Source organism: Mesorhizobium sp. PL10 (assembly GCF_053714315.1).
In genome coordinates this window covers 23,973-42,378 of sequence record NZ_JBSKBR010000032.1, presented here as the reverse complement: position 1 = coordinate 42,378, position 18,406 = coordinate 23,973, and the positions used below count along the sequence as shown (strand labels likewise).

The window sequence follows — 18,406 nt, the reverse complement described above, 5'->3', positions numbered from 1 at the left end:
GCGACACCAGATTCTCATCCAGATTGTCGCGCGCTTCTCATCAGAATTGTCGCGCCACAGCTCGGCCTGATCGAAGCGCACCACAATGCCGCCGACCGTTATGTCCGTATGCTCCTGTCCAGCCTCGACTATCGCGGCGTCTCACAGGCCGAACACCGCGAACTGCTCGCCGCCTGCCGCAAGCGCGACGCGGCGGAAGCCGTTCGCTTGCTGAAGAAACATCTCCGCGATGGCATGGAAACGCTGGCCAAGGCCGGGATATTGCGGAACAGGTGACTTGTCCCACCTGCGCCTCTGCGCATAGCCTCAGCCAGGCTTGCGGGAGGAGAATCGCTTGGACACAACTGTGGTCATTGTCGGTGCCGGCCCCGCCGGCCTGGCGGTCGGCGCCTGCCTGAAGCGGGCAGGGGTGGATTTCGTCATCCTCGAAAAAGCCGGGCAGGTGGCGCCCGCCTGGCGGCGGCACTATCGTCGGCTGCATTTGCATACGGTCAAGTCGTTCTCTTCGCTGCCGTTCCAGCCATTTCCGAGGGACTATCCGCGCTACGTGCCGCGCGAACTGGTGGTTCGTTACCTCGACGACTACGTGAAAAAATTCGATTTGCACCCGCGCGTCGGCGTGACTGTGAAAGCCATTCGCCGCGACGACGGGTTTCTGGTTGAGGCGGGATCGGACACCCTCAGGGCGCGCCATGTCGTCGTCGCCAGCGGCAACAATGCCGAGCCGATCGTGCCCAGGCTTGCCGCCATCGATGCCTTCAAGGGCGAGGTTCTGCACAGCGCCGACTATACGCAAGCCGCGCCCTTTGCCGGCCGTTCGGTGCTGATCGTCGGCATGGGCAACACCGGTGCCGAGATCGCGCTGGACCTTGCCGAGAATGGCGCCAGGCCGACCATTTCGGTGCGCAAAGGCGTCCACATCGTACCGCGCCAGCTGTTGGGCGTGCCGATCCAGATGGTCGGCATCGCCAGCCGGCCTATGCCGCAGGCGCTGAACGATTGGATGTTCCCGATCATCCTCGATTTCGCGCTGGGCAAGCTCGAAAAATATGGCATCGTCCGGCCGAAGCAGGGCATCCTGCAGCAGATCGACGAGGTCGGCCGCATCCCGGTCATCGATGTCGGCACCGTCGACGCCATCACCAAAGGCGCCATCAAGATAGCGCCCGACATAGTCCGTTTCACCGAGGACGGCGCCGCGTTCACCGACGGCCGGCAGGAGGCGTTCGACGCCGTCATCCTCGCCACCGGATATCGGCCGGGCTATGAAAAGTTCCTGCCGGCGGAGCTGCAGCCGGAGCGCAGCGGCGTCAATGCCCGCTCCTCCGAACTCGGCCTCTACCTCGTCGGCTTCTACAATCCGGTCACCGGTCTGCTCAGGGAAATAGGCCGGGAGGCGAAGGCGGTGGCGGCTGACATTGCGCGGCGGCAGTAGAGGGAGCGCTGTCAGCGAAGCTGCCAATCTCCCCCGCAAGGGGGGAGATCAGCTATCCTCCACACACCCCTCATCCAGCAGCCATTGCCGCACCGCTTGCGTCGGCTCGGGGTGGCGCTGCTTGCGTGGCACCACCACATAGAAATCCTGCGTGCCGCGCATCTCCGCGTTGATTGGTTGCACCAGTCGGCCGGCGGCAATGTCGGCTGCGACCAGAAAACGGCTGGCCAGCGCGATGCCCTGGCCGGCTATGGCTGCGTCGATCGCCAGGCCGGTCTGGTTGAAGCGCATGCGTTTCGCCTCAGTGGCCATCTTCAAGCCAAGCGCCTTTTCCATGAACTCCGGCCACAGATTGTGCGCATCGTGCAGCAGGACGTGATGCTGGATATCGGTCGGCGCGATCTCGTTCGCGCCGGTCGGCAGCAGAGAAGGGCTGCAGATGGCGACGATCTGCTGTGGAAACAAAAGGTCGACCATCAGTCCGGCGCCGAAGGGCGGACGGCCTTGCCTGACCGCGATGTCGACGCCATCGGCCTGGAAACTCGAAAGGCCTTCGCTGGCCAGAATGCGCAGATCGACAAGCGGATTGTGCGCGACGAACTCCGGCAGTTTCGGGATCAGCCATTTGGTGGCAAAGCTGGGCGTGACGCTGATCGTCAGCCGCGCCGGTTCGGGGCGCAACAGCAAGGTCGCCTCCGAGATCAGGTCGAAGGCGCGGCGGATGTTGGGCACATAGGCGCGGCCTTCGTCGGTCAGTGCCAGCCCGCGCGGCAGGCGCTCGAACAGTTTTGCGCCGAGATCGGCCTCCAGCCCGCGAATATGCTGCGCCACTGCCCCTTGCGTCACGTTCAGTTCCTCCGCAGCGATGCGGAAGTTGAGGTGACGCGCGGCGGCCTCGAAGGCGCGCAGCGCATTCAACGGCGGCAGGCTCAGGAAGGCTTCGGGCATCCAGTAGTTTTTCTACAGCGTGATTTCAAGCTTTCTGGTTCGAACCAGCTAGCAAAACCGGTTATAGCACTGGTCAAAGCGCGGAAACATCACTTCTCGCCAACCCATGAAGGAAAATCAGATGAGTGTAGAAAAAGTGGCATTGGTCGTGGCTGGTGGCAGCGGCATGGGCGCGGCAGCGGCCAAGCGCCTGGCGGCGGATGGTTTCAAGGTTGCGATCCTGTCTTCCTCCGGCAAGGGCGAGGCCTTGGCCAAGGAACTTGGCAGCTTCGGCGTCACCGGCTCCAACCAGTCGAATGACGATCTGCAGGAGCTTGTCGACCTGACGCTCCAGCGCTACGGACGCATCGACGTGCTGGTCAACAGCGGTGGCCACGGGCCGCGCGCGCCGATCCTGGAGATCACGGACGAGCAGTGGCACACCGGCATGGACGTCTACCTGCTCAACGTCATCCGCCCGGTGCGCATCGTGGCGCCGCAAATGGTCAAGCAGAAGGCCGGCGCCATCATCAACATCTCGACGGCCTGGGTGGTTGAGCCGAGCCCGATGTTCCCGACGTCCGCCGTGTTTCGCGCCGGTCTCGCCGCCTATACCAAGATCTTCGCCAACACCTACGCCGCCGACAATGTGCGCATGAACAATGTCCTGCCCGGCTGGATCGACAGCCTGCCGGCCACCGAGGAGCGCCGCGACTCGGTGCCGATGCAGCGCTACGGCACCTCGGAGGAAATTGCCGCCACCATCGCTTTCCTCGCTTCGGAAGGCGCCGGCTACATCACTGGCCAGAACATCCGCGTCGACGGCGGCATCATCCGCGCCATCTGACGCGTCAATCCTTTGCGTGCTGGCAGGTGCGTTATTCCTTCACCGCGCCGGTCATCGAGGAAACGTAGTGCTCGACAAAGAACGAGTAAAGCACGACGACCGGCAATGACCCGATCAGCGCTCCCGCCATCAACGCGCCCCATTCGTAGACGTCGGAACGTACAAGCTCCGTGAGCACACCGACTGGTACAGTCTTGTTTTCGGACGACTGGATGAACGTCAATGCATAGATGAACTCGTTCCACGAGAGGGTGAATGCGAATATGCCAGCGGAAATCAGGCCCGGCACCGACAGCGGCAGCACGATCTTGGTGAGAATCTGCCACCGGCTCGCCCCATCTATCAGCGCGCATTCTTCCAGCTCGAACGGGATGGAGCGGAAGTAACCCATCAAAAGCCATGTGCAGAACGGGACCAGGAAGGTCGGATAGGTAAGGATAAGCGCGAACGGCGTGTCGTAAAGCCCAAGGTTGAACACCATTACCGACAGCGGAATGAACAGGATCGAAGGGGGCACAAGATAGGCAAGGAAGATCCCGAGGCCGACCTGTCGCGCCCCGGAAAACCGCAGCCGCTCGATCGCGTAGGCCGCGAACACCGACGCCAGCAGCGACAGGAACGTAGCGGCGGTCGAGATGATGATCGTGTTGAGCAACCAGCCCGGATAGGACGTCTCGAAGAGAAGGTAGCGGATGTGCTCGAATGTCGGATGCACCACCCAGAACGGATTGAACCGCGCATAGTCAGTCATCTCGAGGTTGGGCTTAATCGCGGTGATCGTCATCCAGTAAAACGGAAACAACAGGACGATGACGAAAACCAGCAGCGGGAGATAGACCGTCACCACGCGACGCGGCACGCTCTGCAGGTAGCCCATGCCGCCTTCGTCGATATCCGAGCGCTTCGCCTTGCTGGTCGCGGCCGCCTTGATCATTGCCATGTCAGTCTCCGCCGCCTTGTTGCCATTTGCGGCGCTGCAGGCCGAAGTAGCTGAACAGGATCGCCGCGAGCAGGAACGGGATCATGGCCACCGCGATGGCCGCGCCCTCGCCAAGCTGGCCGCCGGAAATGCCGCGCTGGAAAGACAATGTCGCCATCAGATGCGTGGCATTCACCGGTCCGCCGCGGGTCAGCACATAGATCAACTGGAAATCGGTGAAGGTGAACAACACCGAAAAGGTCATGGTGATGGCGATGATCGGCGTCAGCAACGGCAACGTCACATAGCGAAACAACTGCCAGCGGCTGGCGCCGTCGAGGGTGGCGGCCTCGTAGAGCGACTGTGGAATGGTCTGCAGGCCGGCGAGCAGGGTGATCGCGACGAAAGGAATGCCGCGCCAGACATTGGCCGCGATGACCGAAGCGCGCGCATTCTCAGGATCGCCGAGGAAATTGATGCGATGGTCGATCACGCCTATCTGTTGGAGCGCCCAGGACAGGATGGAGAACTGCGAATCGTAGATCCACCAGAAGGCGATGGCCGACAGCACGGTCGGCACCACCCACGGCAGCAGGACTATCGCGCGGAAGAACGATTTGAACGGCAGGTTTTGGTTGAGGATGAGTGCCAGCCAGAGGCCGAGCACGAATTTGAGGATCGAGGCGCTGATCGTGTAGAGCAGGGTGTTGAAGACAGACAGCCAGAAAACGCTGTCGCTCCATAAATATTGATAGTTCTCGGTGCCTATGAAGATGCCTGGGCGGCCGATACGGGCATCCGTGAAGCCGAGCCAGACGCCGAGGCCGAGCGGATAGGTCAGGAAAACCAGCAGCAGCGCCGCCGACGGCAGCATGAAGCCGAAGCCAAGGACATTGCGGCTTCTGGCCAAGGGCGACAGGACCCGTGAAAGGATCGACGGACGCGGCTGGGCGGCAACGGATGGCACGGCCATGAACAAGCTCCTCGGAGCAATTCCAGGAAAAGTGCGTAAGCGGTTTTCCGTCCGGAATTGCGCAAAACAAATACTTCGAGCGGGGCAGCATTCTATCAAAAGCTGAACCGCTCCAGGGGCTTCCCTGGTCGGCCGGGTGGCCGCCAAGCGACTTCACGAACCGGACCGGGCAGCACGATGGCGGCCGCCCGGCTCAGCTTGTGATCTTAAACGCGGTAGTACCGGTTCGCGCGCTTTTCCGCCTCCTCCATCGCCTCCTGCGGCGTCGCCTGGCCGGTCACGGCCTTGGCGAACATGTCCACCAGCACATAGTCGGCCATGGTCGCCGCCGAGGCGTAACCGAGCGGCCCGGCATAGCCGTTGGGACGCAGCGTCGCCGAGGCCTTGGCGTAGGCGGCATTGTTCGGATCGGCCGTCCACACCGGATTGTTGTCGAACGCCTTGAGCGTCTGACAGCAGTAGCCGGCCGAGGAGGTGATCCAGTCCGTCATTTGCGGATCTTCGAACATGAACTGCAGGTAGGCCTTGGCCGCATTGGGATAAGGCGTGTAGTCGAAGATGACGGCGGTGGTCACCTGGAACAGCTCGACCGATTTTCCGACCGGGCCGATGGGCAGGTTGGTCGTGCGGATGTCCTTGGCGATTTCAGCCAGTTTTGGATCGTTGTCCTTGTTGATCTTGGCTGTGTTGTAGGCGGAAATACCGTTGGCGATGACACCCAGTTCGCCAGCCAGGAAAGCGCGGTTGTTGTTGACGTCGAGCCAGCTTTCGGTCCCGGGAATGAAGGTCTTGTAGAGCTCCTGCGCGTAAGCGATCGCCTTGAGGGTCTCGGGGCTGTTGATCGCCACCTTGCCGCTCTCGTCGACCATCTGGCCGCCGTGGCTCCATAACAGCCAGTGAGCGTAATTGTTGCCGTCGCCGACGCCATGGCCGTGCGTGAAGCCGGCCGGATGCCCTTTTGCCTGCAATGCCTTGCACAGTTCGAGGAACCCTGCCGTGTCCTTCGGAAATTCCGAAAACCCGGCTTCCTTCACCCAGCTTGCCCGATAGACGATGGCGTTGCCGATCGTCGCCAGCGGCAGGCCGATGAACTTGCCGTCCCGTGTCGCATATTGCTTTGGCCCCTCGTGCCAGCCGCCGTATTTCGAGCCCAGATACTCGCCCAGCTCCGTCACGTCGTGCAGCTTGTCGGGGTATTGATGCGGGTCGTCGAACCAGACGAACATGAGGTCTGGACCGGAGCCGACATTGGCGGCAACCGCCGCCTTGGGGCGAATGTCCTCCCAGCTTTCCTTGTCGACACGAACCTCGACACCTGTCGCCTCGGTGAATCGCTTGGTGTTGGCCAGCCATTGATCCTCGTCGCCTTTGACAAAGGGCGACCAGCGCAGCAGCCGCAGCTTTGCGCCTTCCTCGGGCTTGTATTTCAATCCCTCCTGAGCAAAAGCGGGCGAGCCGACGAACCGGCTTCCCAAGGCTCCTGCCGCAGCGCCTGCGGTCGTGCGTATTACATCGCGTCTGGTGAATTTCATGGTCGTCTCCTCCGATTTATTTCCCTGCAGTGCGGTCCTTACCATCCGTTACGTGTTTCAAAACGTGTTCCGGTCTCGCCGTCGAAGAGATGAATCAGGCCAGGCGCGGCCGAGAGCCGTATGGTTTCGCCCGGCGTGAAGGCATGGCGTTCGCGGAAATTGGCGACGATCTCGTCGCCGCCGGCGGTCCGGCCGATGAGCTGCACCTCCGACCCGGTCGGCTCGACCACCACGACGGTGACCGCAATGCCTTGGTCGGACGACAAGCGCAAATGCTCGGGCCGTATTCCCAACACAGCCGGAGCGCCATTGGCGACGGCTGGCGCGCCGGCCAACGGCACGGAAATGCCCCCGGTGCCGCGAAAGGAAGGGGATCCATCGGTTGCGATTTCACCCTTGAGCAGGTTCATGGCGGGCGAGCCGATGAAACTGGCGACGAAGAGATTGTTGGGCCTGTCGTAGAGTTCCAGCGGCGGCCCGATCTGTTCGACGATGCCATCGTGCATGACCACGATCTTGTCTGCCATTGTCATGGCCTCGATCTGGTCGTGGGTTACATAGACGGTCGTGGTCTTGAGACGCTGGTGCAGCTCCTTGATCTCTGCGCGCATCTGCACCCTGAGCTTGGCGTCGAGATTGGACAGCGGCTCGTCGAACAGGAAAACTTGCGGGTCGCGCACGATCGCCCGGCCCATGGCAACGCGCTGGCGCTGGCCGCCGGAAAGCTGACGAGGATAGCGCGTCAGCAATGGCAGCAGCCCCAGAATTTCGGCCGCGCGCTGAATGCTGATATCGCAATCTGCTTTCGAAACACCCTTGAGCATGAGTGAGAACGCCATGTTCTCGGCGACTGTCATGTGCGGATAGAGTGCGTAATTCTGGAATACCATGGCAACGTCGCGCTCTTTTGGCGCAACGTTGTTGACGACGCGCTCCCCGATCGCAATCTGGCCGCGCGAAATCTTTTCCAGGCCAGCGATCATCCTGAGAAGGGTTGATTTTCCGCAACCCGACGGGCCGACCAACGTGACGAACTCGCCATCGTTGATATCCACAGTGACGCCATGCAGAACCTCGACGGTCCCGAACGATTTGTAAACGTCGCCGATTGCGACAGACGCCATCGATCTCCTCCCGAATGCTTCTTGCGACGCCCCGAAGGAAACCGCTGCTCTCCCGCCCGCGACCGCCTCCCCAGTCCCCATAAGGGTCGCGCGACAAGGGACGGTAGCGCTACCAAGCAAGCCTGTAAAGCGGCGATGCGCCAGCGTTACTATTGTGCGGAGCGCGCGGACGGTCGGTACGGAATGCCCATCATGATCGGCTCATCGGGGACCGGTCATCAGATTGAAAATCAGCTGCCGCAGATTGCCGCCGGGACCGAATTCGACCTTGTCGAAGTCTCGGCTGGCCTGCCGCTGCGCCAGTGAGATCTGGGCAAGCTGCCGGGTCAACTCGGTCCGGATCTTGCTGCAGCCGGGATCGTCGGCGATCGTCAGGCCGACGCTCACCGCTTCGATCTTGTGCACCATCTCGACGATGGCTGCGCCATGCACTTTTTCATGGGCGGCGAGCCCGGCGGCGAAAGTCTCCCAGCTCTTTTGCACGGCAGGCGACAGCGATGCGGCGGGCTTGGGCAAGGTGTAGGTGATGATAAGTTTCGGCCGCGCGGATCGCAGCACGCAGGCGCCGCCTTGCGGCTTGTAGTCCCTGGTCCAGGTCAGCTTGAAATTGGTGTGCGCAATGACCCGCCCCTTGCCGAGCAACGGGCCTGCTTCGCCGATCGATGCATAGAGTTCGGGGCCGTTTTGGCCCGATATGGCGTAGGTCTCGACCTTCTCGAGCGGCTTCCAGTCCGCGCGTGCAGGCGAGGCGAGGGACAAGGCCGCGAGCAGGACGAACAAAACGACTGGTTTCATGCTGATGTCAAAGGGCTGCCTCACGTTATGCCCTTCGCTCTAGCATTGGGCGCGGCAGCTGACAAAGCCGTTGCAGGATTCAACCGCCGCGGCAGGCGGCGTCGTAATCGGCCAGCACTTGCCCGATCGCCGCGTGAAAAATCGCTTCGGGATTGCCAGCCGGTCCAAGTCCAGCCGGCAGCGTCGGCAGGAACTGCCGCATCAGCGTTTCGGGAATGGCGACGCCACTGAGCGCCTCGCGCAGGCGGCCGACGGCAACGTAGGCGGCGGGGTTGCTCCAATAATAGCGGATCCGATCGCTGTAGCTGTAGTGGCGCTGCAGACGAAGGCTCTTCTCATCGCCATGATAGTGGCTGTGCCAATTGCCGGGCGACGCCAGCATCACCCGCTCCATCGTGCGTGCTAGCGATCTCTCGCCATAGTCCGCGACGATTTCGGAGGCGATCAGGTCGAGCCCGTAGAGCGCCTCGCGCAAGGCAAATGTCAGGCCTGGGCCAACCTTGAGGATGGGAAAGCCGCTCTGGACGAGCGCCGTCAGCGCCGCGCGGCTCTGGTAGTCGGTGGAATGCGCCTCGTAGACCAGCGTCGGTTCCTCGTCGAGCAGTCCGGTCAGCGCCTTCGACGCCTCGGGCCTGTAGGCGACGACATTCTGACTGCCGAACTCCACGCCTGGCTGCACCACCACGGCGATGACGCGGCCGAATGCTTCGGCGACGCCCTCCCGGGCGAAGATTTCGCGATGAACCTCTATCGTGCGGCGCGCCGCCGCAGCTTCGGTGGGTTTCAGGTCACTGATCGCGTGGTCAACGCCCCCGGGCGCGGGAACCTCGGTGCCGATGATGTAGACCGGTGGCACGCCGCCGGATTCGCGCGCTGCCTTTTCGGCCGCCCTGGCGAGCCGCGCCGCCCGCGTGGCGATGGTTTCGTCGTCGAGCGCGGCGGGCTCGCCCGCGCAGCCCATCGAGGCGTCGAGGTGGATCTTGCTGAAGCCCGCCCAGACGTAAGCCGTGACCATGGCTTCGGCCTTGGCCATCGCCTGCGCCGCCGGCTCGGTGCGCCAAGGGTTGGGTCCCAGGTGATCACCGCCGAAGATGATGCGCGAGGCCTCCAGCCCCTCCTTGCCGGCGATCTCCAGCACAAAGGCGACGAACAGGTCGGGCGTCATCCCGGTGTAGCCACCGAACTGGTTGACTTGGTTGCAGGTCGCCTCGATCAGCAGGCTGGCCTGTTCGTCGGAGACCGCACGCCGTATCGCCGTCTGGATCACCAGCGGATGCGCCGAGCAGATCGAGGTTATGCCGTAAGGCGATCCGTTTGCCCGCGCGCTGGCGAGCCCTGCAAGCGAATTGATCGTCATGTCTGCCTCGCTGTACCGGCGATGAAGTCGTCAAGCCCGTCGAAGCCGGCAACGCCCTCCATCGGGCCTTGCCGCGTGACGTTGCGGGCGCCGGCCGCATTGGCATAAAACAGCGCCTTGGCCGGCTCCATCCCGCCGCGCCGGCAGGTCAGGTAGGTCGCACCGAAACAGTCGCCGGCGCCGGTCGGGTCCACTTCCTCGACCACGAAGCCAGCGCAATCGATCCTGGTGCCGTCGGCGCCGAAATAGGAAGAGCCGGCAGCGCCGCGCTTCAGTACGATCTCGCCGACCCCCCTGGCGATCAGCGCCGCCACCGCCTGGCGTTCGTCATCGACGCCGGCCGCGGCGGAGAGCTCGTCGCCGGACGGCAGCAGCAGGTCGGCATCGTCGACCAGTGCTGAAAACAGCGTGCCATCGGCGCCGTCGATCAGCTCCTTGCGCATATTCGGATCGAACGACGTCGAGCCACCGCGGGCGCGGACTGCTTGCACGGCGTAGGTGACGATCTCCCTCAGCCCGGCAACCGAGAGCGTCGATCCCATGATGTGCAAATGGCCGGCTCTATCCGCCAGCAGGCGTGCAGCGGCGGTAAGGCGGATCTGCCCTGCGGCGGATTCGGCGATGTTGTAGACAAAGTCGCGGCCGCCATCGGGTCGGTAGCGTACGAACGCGCTTCCGGTGGGGTAGCGGTCGCTGACATCAACGGCCGAAACATCGACGCCGTCGCGCTTCAGTCTCTCCAGATTGGTCGTTCCGAAATCGTCGCGGCCGACGCAGCCGATAAGCCCGGCGCTGCCGCCCAGCCTTGCCACTTGGTCAATGAAGATCGCCGGTGCGCCGCTAGGGAATGGCCCGACCAGGGTCTGCGGCTCAACGAAGCCAAAACCCCGTTCTATCGCCATGATCTCGACCAGGATTTCGCCGGCGACAATCGTTGGTCCCACGGCCTCGGCGGCGATCTCCCTGCGGCGGCTCATTGCCTGCAATTTCGTCTCCCCCAAAGCCTTCCCTCCGGAGCTGAACGCGATGCGGTCCGCGGTGGACCGCACGATAGCGCCTGGCTGCGGGTCGAGGTAAATCGCGGCGAAAGCAAAGTCAAGGCAAAACTATACGCATGTACATTTTATGTGGCGGGTCGGTGACTTTATCAACGCGCCTGTCTGCGCACGACCATGCATAATGCGTGACCGTCGCGGCAAAATTCCCGCCATTTATGCCTTGACAGTGGATGTTTTGTAGCGCAATGAAATATACACGCATGTTCAGTTATTCATGCGCATTCGTAAGGGAGGAATCGCAAATGCCAACGTGTAAGCTTATCGGAATTCTCGCCGTGTCGGCCGCTGCTTCGGCGCTCGCGACGGGCGCGGCGCTCGCCACGGAAATCACGGTTGCCACGGTCAACAATGGCGACATGATCATCATGCAGAAGCTGTCGCCGGAATGGGAGAAGGCGACCGGAAACAAGGTCAACTGGGTGGTGCTGGAGGAGAACGTTCTGCGCGAACGCGTCACAACCGACATCGCCACCAAGGCCGGCCAGTTCGATGTTCTCACTATCGGCGGCTATGAGACGCCGATCTGGGGCAAGGCAGGCTGGCTGACGTCCCTCAACGATCTCGGCGACGATTATGACTATGACGATCTGATCGCGCCGGTGCGCAGCGGCCTGACAGTCGACGGCAATCTCTATGCCGTGCCGTTCTATGCCGAAAGCTCGTTCACGCTCTACCGCAAGGACCTTTTCGACGCCGCCGGCCTGAAGATGCCGGAGCAGCCGACCTACGACCAGATCACGGAATTCGCCGACAAGCTCACTGACAAGTCGAAGGAACAGTATGGGCTCTGCCTGCGCGGCAAGCCGGGCTGGGGCGAGAACATGGCCTTCGTCGGCACGCTGGTGAACACTTTCGGTGGCCGCTGGTTCGACATGGACTGGAAGCCGCAGATCAATTCCCCTGAGTGGAAGAAGGCGATCGGCTGGTATGTCGACACGATGAAGAAGGACGGCCCTCCGGGCGTCAGCTCCAACGGCTTCAACGAGAACCAGACGCTGTTCGCGTCGGGCCATTGCGCCATGTGGATCGACGCCACCTCGGCGGCGGGCCGTGTCTACGATCCGAAGCAGAGCAAGGTCGCCGACAAGGTGGCCTTCGCCAAGGCGCCGGTGGCGGTCACGCCCAACGGCTCGGCCTGGGGCTGGGCATGGAGCCTCGCCATCCCGGCCTCGTCCAAGAAGGCGGACGCCGCGAAGTCCTTCGTCAAGTGGGCGACCTCGAAAGCCTATGTCCAGCGCGTCGGCGAGACCGAGGGCTGGGTCGCGGCACCTCCGGGAACGCGCAAATCCACCTATGCCAGCGCGGACTACCAGAAGGCCGCGCCCTTCGCCGCGACGGTGCTTTCGGCGATCGAATCCGCCGACCCAACCAAGCAGACCAAGGATCCGGTGCCTTATACCGGCATCCAGTTCGTTGCCATCCCTGAGTTCCAAGGCATTGGCACCGAGGTCGGCCAGGCGGTCGCCGCCGCCGTCACCGGCCAGAAGTCGGTCGACGACGTGCTCGCCGGCGCTCAGACCGAAGTGGAGCGGACCATGACCGAGGCCGGCTACATCAAATAGGCAATAGCTACGCCAGGAACGGAGCGTGTGCCGCTCCTGGCGATCCCGGCCTGTCCAGACCTTCCGTTGCAGCAGGCCGGGAGGATGCACGGACCCCGCCAGAGCATTTGAGGGTCCGTGCGTTCTCCAAAAGGCCACGCGCTGGCCGCCGCCTGGCGGCCCGGATATCGTTTCTTGAAACTCGGGAAAAAATCGCAATGAAGCTGACCGACAAGATTGCCCTGATCACAGGCGGCGCGCGCGGCATCGGGCTGGGCTTCGCGCAAGCCTTTGTCCGCGAAGGCGCCAAAGTTGTGATCGCCGACATCGACATCGATCGCGCGACCAAGGCGGCCGCCGCGATCGGTCCGGCGGCAAGCGCCGTCTGGCTCGACGTCACCGACCTCGATGCGATCGAGACTGTCGTGGCCGAGATCGATAAGAAATTCGGCGGCATCGATATACTCGTCAACAACGCGGCCATCTTCGACATGGCGCCGATCACCGATATCACCGAAGCAAGCTATGACCGTGTCTTCGACATCAATCTCAAGGCCCCGCTGTTCGTGATGAAGGCGGTGGCCAATGTCATGATCGCGCGCGGCCGCGGCGGCAAGATCATCAACATGGCGAGCCAGGCCGGCCGCCGCGGGGAGGCTCTGGTGACGCTTTACTGCGCCTCCAAGGCGGCGATCATTTCGGCGACGCAATCAGCGGCACTGGCGCTGGTCAAGCATGGCATCAACGTCAATGCCATCGCCCCCGGCGTCGTCGACGGCGAACATTGGGAAGTCGTCGATGCCCACTTCGCCCGCTGGGAGGGATTGAAGCCCGGCGAGAAGAAAGCGGCGGTGGCGAAATCCGTGCCCATCGGCCGTTTCGCGCGGCCCGAGGACGTTGCCGGCCTCGCCGTCTTTCTCGCCTCGTCCGACAGCGACTACATCCTGGCCCAGACCTACAATGTCGACGGCGGCAACTGGATGAGTTGAGACGCCGGCGCGCCACTCGGAACGTCAAGACGAGAGGACACAATGAAAGCCATCCGATTTTCCGGCGCTGGTATTGCCCGCATGGCGGAGCTGGATTTGCCAGACATCGCGCCCGGGCATGCGCTGGTGCGGGTCCGCGCCGCCGGCCTCTGCCACACCGACATCGAGGTGCTGCATGGCCGCTATGGCGAGGGCGCGTTCCCCCTCGTTCCCGGCCATGAATATGCCGGTGTCGTCGAAGCCGTCGCGGGAGACGTCACCGCCGTGCAGCCCGGCGACCGGGTCGCCGTCGACCCAAACATACCTTGCGGCCGTTGCGCCAGTTGCAGGAAGGGTCTCGCCAATCTGTGCGCTTCGCTCAAAGCCTATGGCGTGACCGAGGACGGCGGCTTCGCCGAGTTCAGCCTCGTCGCCGTCGATCATCTGCATGATATCGGCGAACTCGGCTTCGCCACCGCCGCATTGGCCGAGCCGCTTGCCTGCGTGCTCAACGGCCTCGGCGCCGCCGGCATCGAGCAGCGCATGCCTGCCACCGCACTGGTCTTCGGCGCCGGGCCGATCGGTCTGCTGCTGGCGCTGTCGCTGAAGGCGACGGGGGTGGCAAAGGTGGCTGTCGCCGACCTCAGCGAGCCGCGCCTTGCCTTCGCCGAGGCGCTCGGACTAGAGCCGCTAATGTCGGGATCAGAGGCGCTTTCGGCAAAGGCGCGGTGCTTCGATTTCGTCGCCGACGCCACCGGCGTCGCCAAAGTGGTCGAAGGCATGATCGGCTTCACCGCGGATGGCGGCACGGCACTCGTCTTCGGCGTCTGCCCCCCCGATGCCAGGATCTCGGTTGCGCCGTTCGAGATCTTCCGCCGGCAGATCAGGCTGGCCGGCTCGCATTCGCTGAACCGCAACATCCCGCAGGCGCTCGACATCCTCAAGCGCGACGACGGCACCATGGCGAGGCTGGTCAGCCACCGCTTACCGCTTGCCGAAATGCTGCCCTTCTTCGCCAAGACGAGCGGCGATCCAGCGACGATGAAAATCCAGTTTGCGGCGGATATTTGAATGAGGATGCACGGCACGTCATGAACCGGCAAACTGGCTCTACCACGGGTGAAACCTTGCTGCTTTGCGCGGCAAGGTGACTCACGTAGACAGGGACGGGGAAGGTCGAACAGGGGGCGGCAGATGGCAAAGACGATAAGGACGATGGAGGATTTCTCGGACTTCGTCGGCTTGTCTCGCACTACCGTCTCCAAATATTTCAACGACCCTAGTTCCGTCCGCAAGAACACCCGCAGCGCCATCGAGGCGGCGCTGAAGAAATCCGATTTCCGCCCGAGCATGTTCGCGGTCAACCTCAACCGCCGCCGCAGCAACATCCTCGGCGTCATCATCCCGAACTCGACCGACCCGTTCTACATGGCGCTGACCCGCCGCATCGAGCTGATCGCCAACGAGGCCGGCTTCCTGGCCTTCGTGCTGTCCTCCGACGGCCGCGCCGAAATGGAGGACCAGGCGATCCAGACATTTCGCTCGATGAACATCGCCGGCGCCATCATCGCGCCGCTCGGCGTGCAGTCGCACCACCGCATCCTGGCCGAGCTCGGATCGAGCATCCCGCTGATCTATGTCGACTCGCCGCTCGACGAGACATCCTCTTTCGTCGGCACCGACAACCGACAGAGTTTCAGGCTGATCGTCGATTATCTCTGCCGCTCCGGCGAGCCGCCCTGCTACTTCGCCATGCCTCTGGTCAACAACAATGCCTCGGCGCGCCAGGACGCCTATGTCGAGGCCATGCGGCAGTTCAAGATGACGCCGTCGATCGTGCCGGTCGAGGACGTGCGCTCGTGGGATTTCGAAAAGTTCGGCTATGACGAGGCGATGCGCATCCTGAAAAGTAGCGGCTTTCCGACCAAAACCGTGCTGTGCGCCAACGATCGCGTCGCCTTCGGCGTGCTCGGCGCCGCCTTCCAGCTCGGACTGAAGGTCGGCCACGGGGCGGATTGCGACTTCAGGGTCGCCGGCCATGACGACCATCCGCTGTCGCGCTATGCCTGCCCGCCGATCACCACAGTAGCGCAGAATTACAACGAGATCGGCCGCCTCGCCATCGGCCTGCTGCTCGAGCGGCTGGATGAGGACGCGTCCGCCGCAAAACGGGCAGGCGCGCGCATACTGCTCAACGCCGAGCTGATGCTGCGCAGTTCGGCGTAAGTAGCCGATCTCCTGCGTTCACATCGCAGGATTCGGGTGGCAACTGTCGCGGATCCCATGCATGGCTGGCGGCGACCGCAGCGAAAGGACAGCCATGCTCACGCTTCATGATTACCTGCCATCGCAAAACGGCTGGAAGGCAAGAGTTGTCCTAGGGCTGCTCGACATTCCCTATGAGAGCCGCCTGGTGTCGATCTTCGAGGGCGAGAGCCACACAGGCGCCTTCCTGAAGCTCAACCCGGCCGGCGCCGTCCCGGTGCTTGAGTTGGAGGATGGCCGCGCGATCGCTGAATCGAATGCGATCCTCATTTACCTCGCCGAGGGCACGCCGTTTCTGCCGGCCGACCGCTATGTCAACGCCAAAATCATGCAATGGCTGTTCTTCGAACAGTACCATGTCGAGCCGGTCATCGGCTCCCTGCGTTTCTGGACGCTGAGCGGAAGGCTGGAGCGCAACCAGGCGATGGTCGCAGCCAAGCGCGAAGCCGGCGCCCGCACGCTCGCCGCGCTGGAGCGCAGCCTGAACGATACGCCGTTCCTTGTCGGCGACACGCTCACCGTCGCCGACATCGCCGTCTATGCCTACGGCCACCTGGCCGAAGATTGCGGCTTCGCGTTGGCGAACTATCCGGCTGTCCTCGCCTGGATGGATCGAGTGGCTGCTGCCATCGGTCCAGGCTATCGCGTGCATGTCTACGGCATCGATCCGCATTCCAATGCCTGACGGCAAAGCCGCGCGTTCACCTTGTCTGGTCGAAAACAAGACCCAGATTCTGTCTGTCGGCGGTTTTCGAGTTCGCAATCCGCCGACTGGATGCCGGGTCCCGGCGTCATCGCGACGACAGGCCGGCACCTTGCATGGAGGTGACCATGACACGCGACGACATCATTTCGGTGTTAGGCCCGGTAGACGAGGCGGTCATTGCCGACATCGCGCTGACCGGCGCCAACCTTGAAGAACTGCGCGAGGCCTTCGCCTGGCTTGGCGCCGACGAGGCGCTGGTCAACGAAGGCCGCCCCTTGCCTGGAACGAAGGTGGCGCGGCTGATCGAGATCCTCGACATGCCCGAGGACGAGGATGGGCCGGTGGCGCCGGCGGTGGGGTTTCAGTAGGGCCTCCGTCTACGCCCTCGATAGCAGCCTGCGCATGATCAGCGAGGCATGACCGCCGACGCCGTGCGCGGCCGGCCGGCGCTCGACCGCCTCGAAGCCGTGTTTGCGGTAGAAGGCGATCGCCCGGTCATTGCCTTCGATCACCTCCAGCGCAATCGAGGGAATGCCGGCATGGGCGGCGAGCACGGCGTGCAGCAGGTCGGTGGCGAGCCCACTGCCGAACTCGGTCTTGTCGACATGCAGCCGGTCGAGCATGACATCGCCACGATCGTCCATCGCCGCCATCGCATAACCGGCGATCGACCCGTCCGGCCGCTCGGCCACGAACGACATCTTGTTGTCATCGCTGAGTTCCTCAGCCAGCCGCTCAGGCGCGTGCTTGTCGTCCGAGAGCCGCGCGGTGATCGCAGCTCCCATGATCGGTGAATAGGTGCGACGCCAGGATTCGCCCAACAGCCGCGACACCGACGGCACGTCTTTTGCGGTCATGGCTCTGATCTGGGTCATCGCCTGCGATCATGCCGAGATCGCGCCGGCAATCAAGAGCCGCGCAGGGTGCGAAAAAGGATCGTCCTATCGATCGATCGTCGTCATTACCCGCTCATTGTAGCGCGGGCCTGCGACCTTGCCCGGCGCAAGCGCCGCGTCAAGCGCAGCCATTCCGGTGGGTTCGAGCTTGATCGCCGCCGCCGCGACGTTCTCCTCCAGATACTTGCGCCGCTTGGTGCCGGGAATCGGCACGATGTCGATGCCGAAACTGTCGCCCTTGGCGAGCACCCAGGCCAGCGCGATCTGTGCGGGTTTCACTCCCTTCGCAGCTGCGACCTCTTGCACCGCGGCGGCTGCGGCGACATTGGCGTCGAAATTGGCGCCCTGGTAGCGCGGGTCGCCGCGGCGGAAATCGCCTTCGGGATACTCCTCGGCGCGCTTGACGGCGCCGGCGAGGAAGCCGCGGCCGAGCGGCGCGAACGGCACCAGGCCGATGCCGAGCTTTTTGAGCAACGGGATGATCTCCGGCTCCAGGTTGCGCTCCCAAAGCGAATATTCGCTCTGCAGCGCCGACACCGGGTGCACCGCATGCGCGCGGCTGATGTTGGCCGCACCTGCCTCCGACAGGCCGAAGAAGCGCACCTTGCCTTCGGCAACCAGCCGGCCGATCGTACCGGCGACGTCTTCCATCGGTACCGCAGGGTCGACGCGGTGCTGGTAGTAGAGGTCGACATGGTCGGTGCCGAGCCGCTTCAGCGAGCCTTCGAGCGCCTCGCGAATATGGTCGGGCCGGCTGTCGCGCTCCGTGCCGACCTGTCTGCCGTTTTCGATGCGGAAGCCGAATTTGGTGGCGATGGTCACCTCATCGCGCCGGCCCTTCAGCGCTCGCCCGAGCAATTCTTCATTGGCATAGGCGCCGTAGACTTCCGCCGTGTCGAGGAAGCTACAGCCGAGTTCGATGGCGCGGTGCAAGGTGGCGATCGATTCTGCCTCGTCGGCCGGACCGTAAGACTGGCTCATGCCCATGCAGCCGAGGCCGATCGCCGACACTTGCAGCCCCTGGCTGCCGAGTTTGCGGGTTCTGAGGGTCATAGTCTGTGAT

Annotated in this window: 19 protein-coding genes; 9 read left to right on the top strand and 10 right to left on the bottom strand. The window is 63.3% G+C overall.

The features are described from left to right. Both ACWGTO_RS29500 and ACWGTO_RS29495 read left to right on the top strand, forming a co-directional pair. On the top strand, positions 1-276 hold a 276-nt coding region (locus tag ACWGTO_RS29500), incomplete at its 5' end, for an FCD domain-containing protein (RefSeq protein ID WP_454578303.1). Between the two features lie 58 nt (positions 277-334). Continuing rightward, on the top strand, positions 335-1,435 hold the full coding sequence (locus ACWGTO_RS29495) for a flavin-containing monooxygenase (RefSeq protein ID WP_454578302.1): 1,101 nt from the start codon (positions 335-337) through the stop codon (positions 1,433-1,435). 48 nt (positions 1,436-1,483) lie between these two features. On the opposite strand, the gene gcvA is transcribed toward ACWGTO_RS29495, so the two are convergent. Then, positions 1,484-2,383, bottom strand: a complete 900-nt coding sequence (gcvA, locus tag ACWGTO_RS29490; RefSeq protein ID WP_454578301.1) for a transcriptional regulator GcvA — start codon at positions 2,381-2,383, stop codon at positions 1,484-1,486. A gap of 121 nt (positions 2,384-2,504) precedes the next feature. Here gcvA and ACWGTO_RS29485 point away from each other — a divergent pair, with 121 nt between their 5' ends. Continuing rightward, positions 2,505-3,209, top strand: a complete 705-nt coding sequence (locus tag ACWGTO_RS29485) for an SDR family oxidoreductase (RefSeq protein ID WP_454578300.1) — start codon at positions 2,505-2,507, stop codon at positions 3,207-3,209. A 31-nt stretch (positions 3,210-3,240) separates the two neighbouring features. Here ACWGTO_RS29485 and ACWGTO_RS29480 read toward each other — a convergent pair whose 3' ends face one another. The 7 genes from ACWGTO_RS29480 to ACWGTO_RS29450 all read right to left on the bottom strand — a co-directional run bounded on the left by ACWGTO_RS29480 (position 3,241) and on the right by ACWGTO_RS29450 (position 10,886). Further along, positions 3,241-4,149 carry a carbohydrate ABC transporter permease gene (locus ACWGTO_RS29480; RefSeq protein WP_454578299.1) on the bottom strand — a complete coding sequence of 303 codons (909 nt, stop codon included), beginning with the start codon at positions 4,147-4,149 and terminating at the stop codon, positions 3,241-3,243. A 1-nt stretch (position 4,150) separates the two neighbouring features. Further along, the gene (locus ACWGTO_RS29475; RefSeq protein WP_454578306.1) at positions 4,151-5,002 is read right to left on the bottom strand and encodes a carbohydrate ABC transporter permease; all 852 of its coding nucleotides are present in this window, start codon (positions 5,000-5,002) and stop codon (positions 4,151-4,153) included. A gap of 305 nt (positions 5,003-5,307) precedes the next feature. Next, positions 5,308-6,633 carry an ABC transporter substrate-binding protein gene (locus tag ACWGTO_RS29470; RefSeq protein WP_454578298.1) on the bottom strand — a complete coding sequence of 442 codons (1,326 nt, stop codon included), beginning with the start codon at positions 6,631-6,633 and terminating at the stop codon, positions 5,308-5,310. A gap of 38 nt (positions 6,634-6,671) precedes the next feature. Beyond that, positions 6,672-7,757, bottom strand: a complete 1,086-nt coding sequence (locus ACWGTO_RS29465) for an ABC transporter ATP-binding protein (protein ID WP_454578297.1) — start codon at positions 7,755-7,757, stop codon at positions 6,672-6,674. Between the two features lie 201 nt (positions 7,758-7,958). Next, entirely contained in the window at positions 7,959-8,552 is a 594-nt protein-coding gene (locus tag ACWGTO_RS29460) for a DUF922 domain-containing Zn-dependent protease (RefSeq protein WP_454578296.1), read from the bottom strand. A gap of 79 nt (positions 8,553-8,631) precedes the next feature. Continuing rightward, positions 8,632-9,909 (bottom strand): D-tagatose-bisphosphate aldolase, class II, non-catalytic subunit, encoded by a 1,278-nt coding sequence (locus ACWGTO_RS29455; protein ID WP_454578295.1) that lies wholly within the window; start codon positions 9,907-9,909, stop codon positions 8,632-8,634. After that, a complete protein-coding gene (locus ACWGTO_RS29450) occupies positions 9,906-10,886 on the bottom strand; it encodes a tagatose kinase (protein ID WP_454578294.1) in 981 nt (326 codons plus the stop codon). The genes ACWGTO_RS29455 and ACWGTO_RS29450 overlap by 4 nt, the downstream gene beginning before the upstream one ends. 323 nt (positions 10,887-11,209) lie before the next feature. On the opposite strand from ACWGTO_RS29450, the gene ACWGTO_RS29445 reads away from it, so the two are divergent. From ACWGTO_RS29445 to ACWGTO_RS29420, 6 genes are all read left to right on the top strand, one after another. Beyond that, positions 11,210-12,529, top strand: a complete 1,320-nt coding sequence (locus ACWGTO_RS29445) for an ABC transporter substrate-binding protein (RefSeq protein WP_454578293.1) — start codon at positions 11,210-11,212, stop codon at positions 12,527-12,529. 197 nt (positions 12,530-12,726) lie between these two features. Further along, positions 12,727-13,497, top strand: coding sequence for an L-iditol 2-dehydrogenase (locus ACWGTO_RS29440; RefSeq protein WP_454578292.1), 771 nt, complete (start codon positions 12,727-12,729; stop codon positions 13,495-13,497). A 42-nt stretch (positions 13,498-13,539) separates the two neighbouring features. After that, positions 13,540-14,547 carry a zinc-dependent alcohol dehydrogenase family protein gene (locus ACWGTO_RS29435; RefSeq protein WP_454578291.1) on the top strand — a complete coding sequence of 336 codons (1,008 nt, stop codon included), beginning with the start codon at positions 13,540-13,542 and terminating at the stop codon, positions 14,545-14,547. Between the two features lie 144 nt (positions 14,548-14,691). Next, positions 14,692-15,702 (top strand): LacI family DNA-binding transcriptional regulator, encoded by a 1,011-nt coding sequence (locus tag ACWGTO_RS29430; protein ID WP_454578305.1) that lies wholly within the window; start codon positions 14,692-14,694, stop codon positions 15,700-15,702. A 94-nt stretch (positions 15,703-15,796) separates the two neighbouring features. Next, complete coding sequence (locus tag ACWGTO_RS29425) at positions 15,797-16,426, top strand: glutathione S-transferase family protein (protein ID WP_454578304.1); 630 nt, start codon at positions 15,797-15,799, stop codon at positions 16,424-16,426. Between the two features lie 146 nt (positions 16,427-16,572). Continuing rightward, a complete protein-coding gene (locus tag ACWGTO_RS29420; protein ID WP_454578290.1) occupies positions 16,573-16,815 on the top strand; it encodes a hypothetical protein in 243 nt (80 codons plus the stop codon). 9 nt (positions 16,816-16,824) lie between these two features. On the opposite strand, the gene ACWGTO_RS29415 is transcribed toward ACWGTO_RS29420, so the two are convergent. Together ACWGTO_RS29415 and ACWGTO_RS29410 are read right to left on the bottom strand one after the other, a co-directional pair. Continuing rightward, positions 16,825-17,322 (bottom strand): N-acetyltransferase family protein, encoded by a 498-nt coding sequence (locus tag ACWGTO_RS29415; RefSeq protein WP_454578289.1) that lies wholly within the window; start codon positions 17,320-17,322, stop codon positions 16,825-16,827. Positions 17,323-17,388: 66 nt separating this feature from the next. Then, a complete protein-coding gene (locus tag ACWGTO_RS29410) occupies positions 17,389-18,396 on the bottom strand; it encodes an aldo/keto reductase (protein WP_454578288.1) in 1,008 nt (335 codons plus the stop codon). Positions 18,397-18,406: the final 10 nt, after the last annotated feature.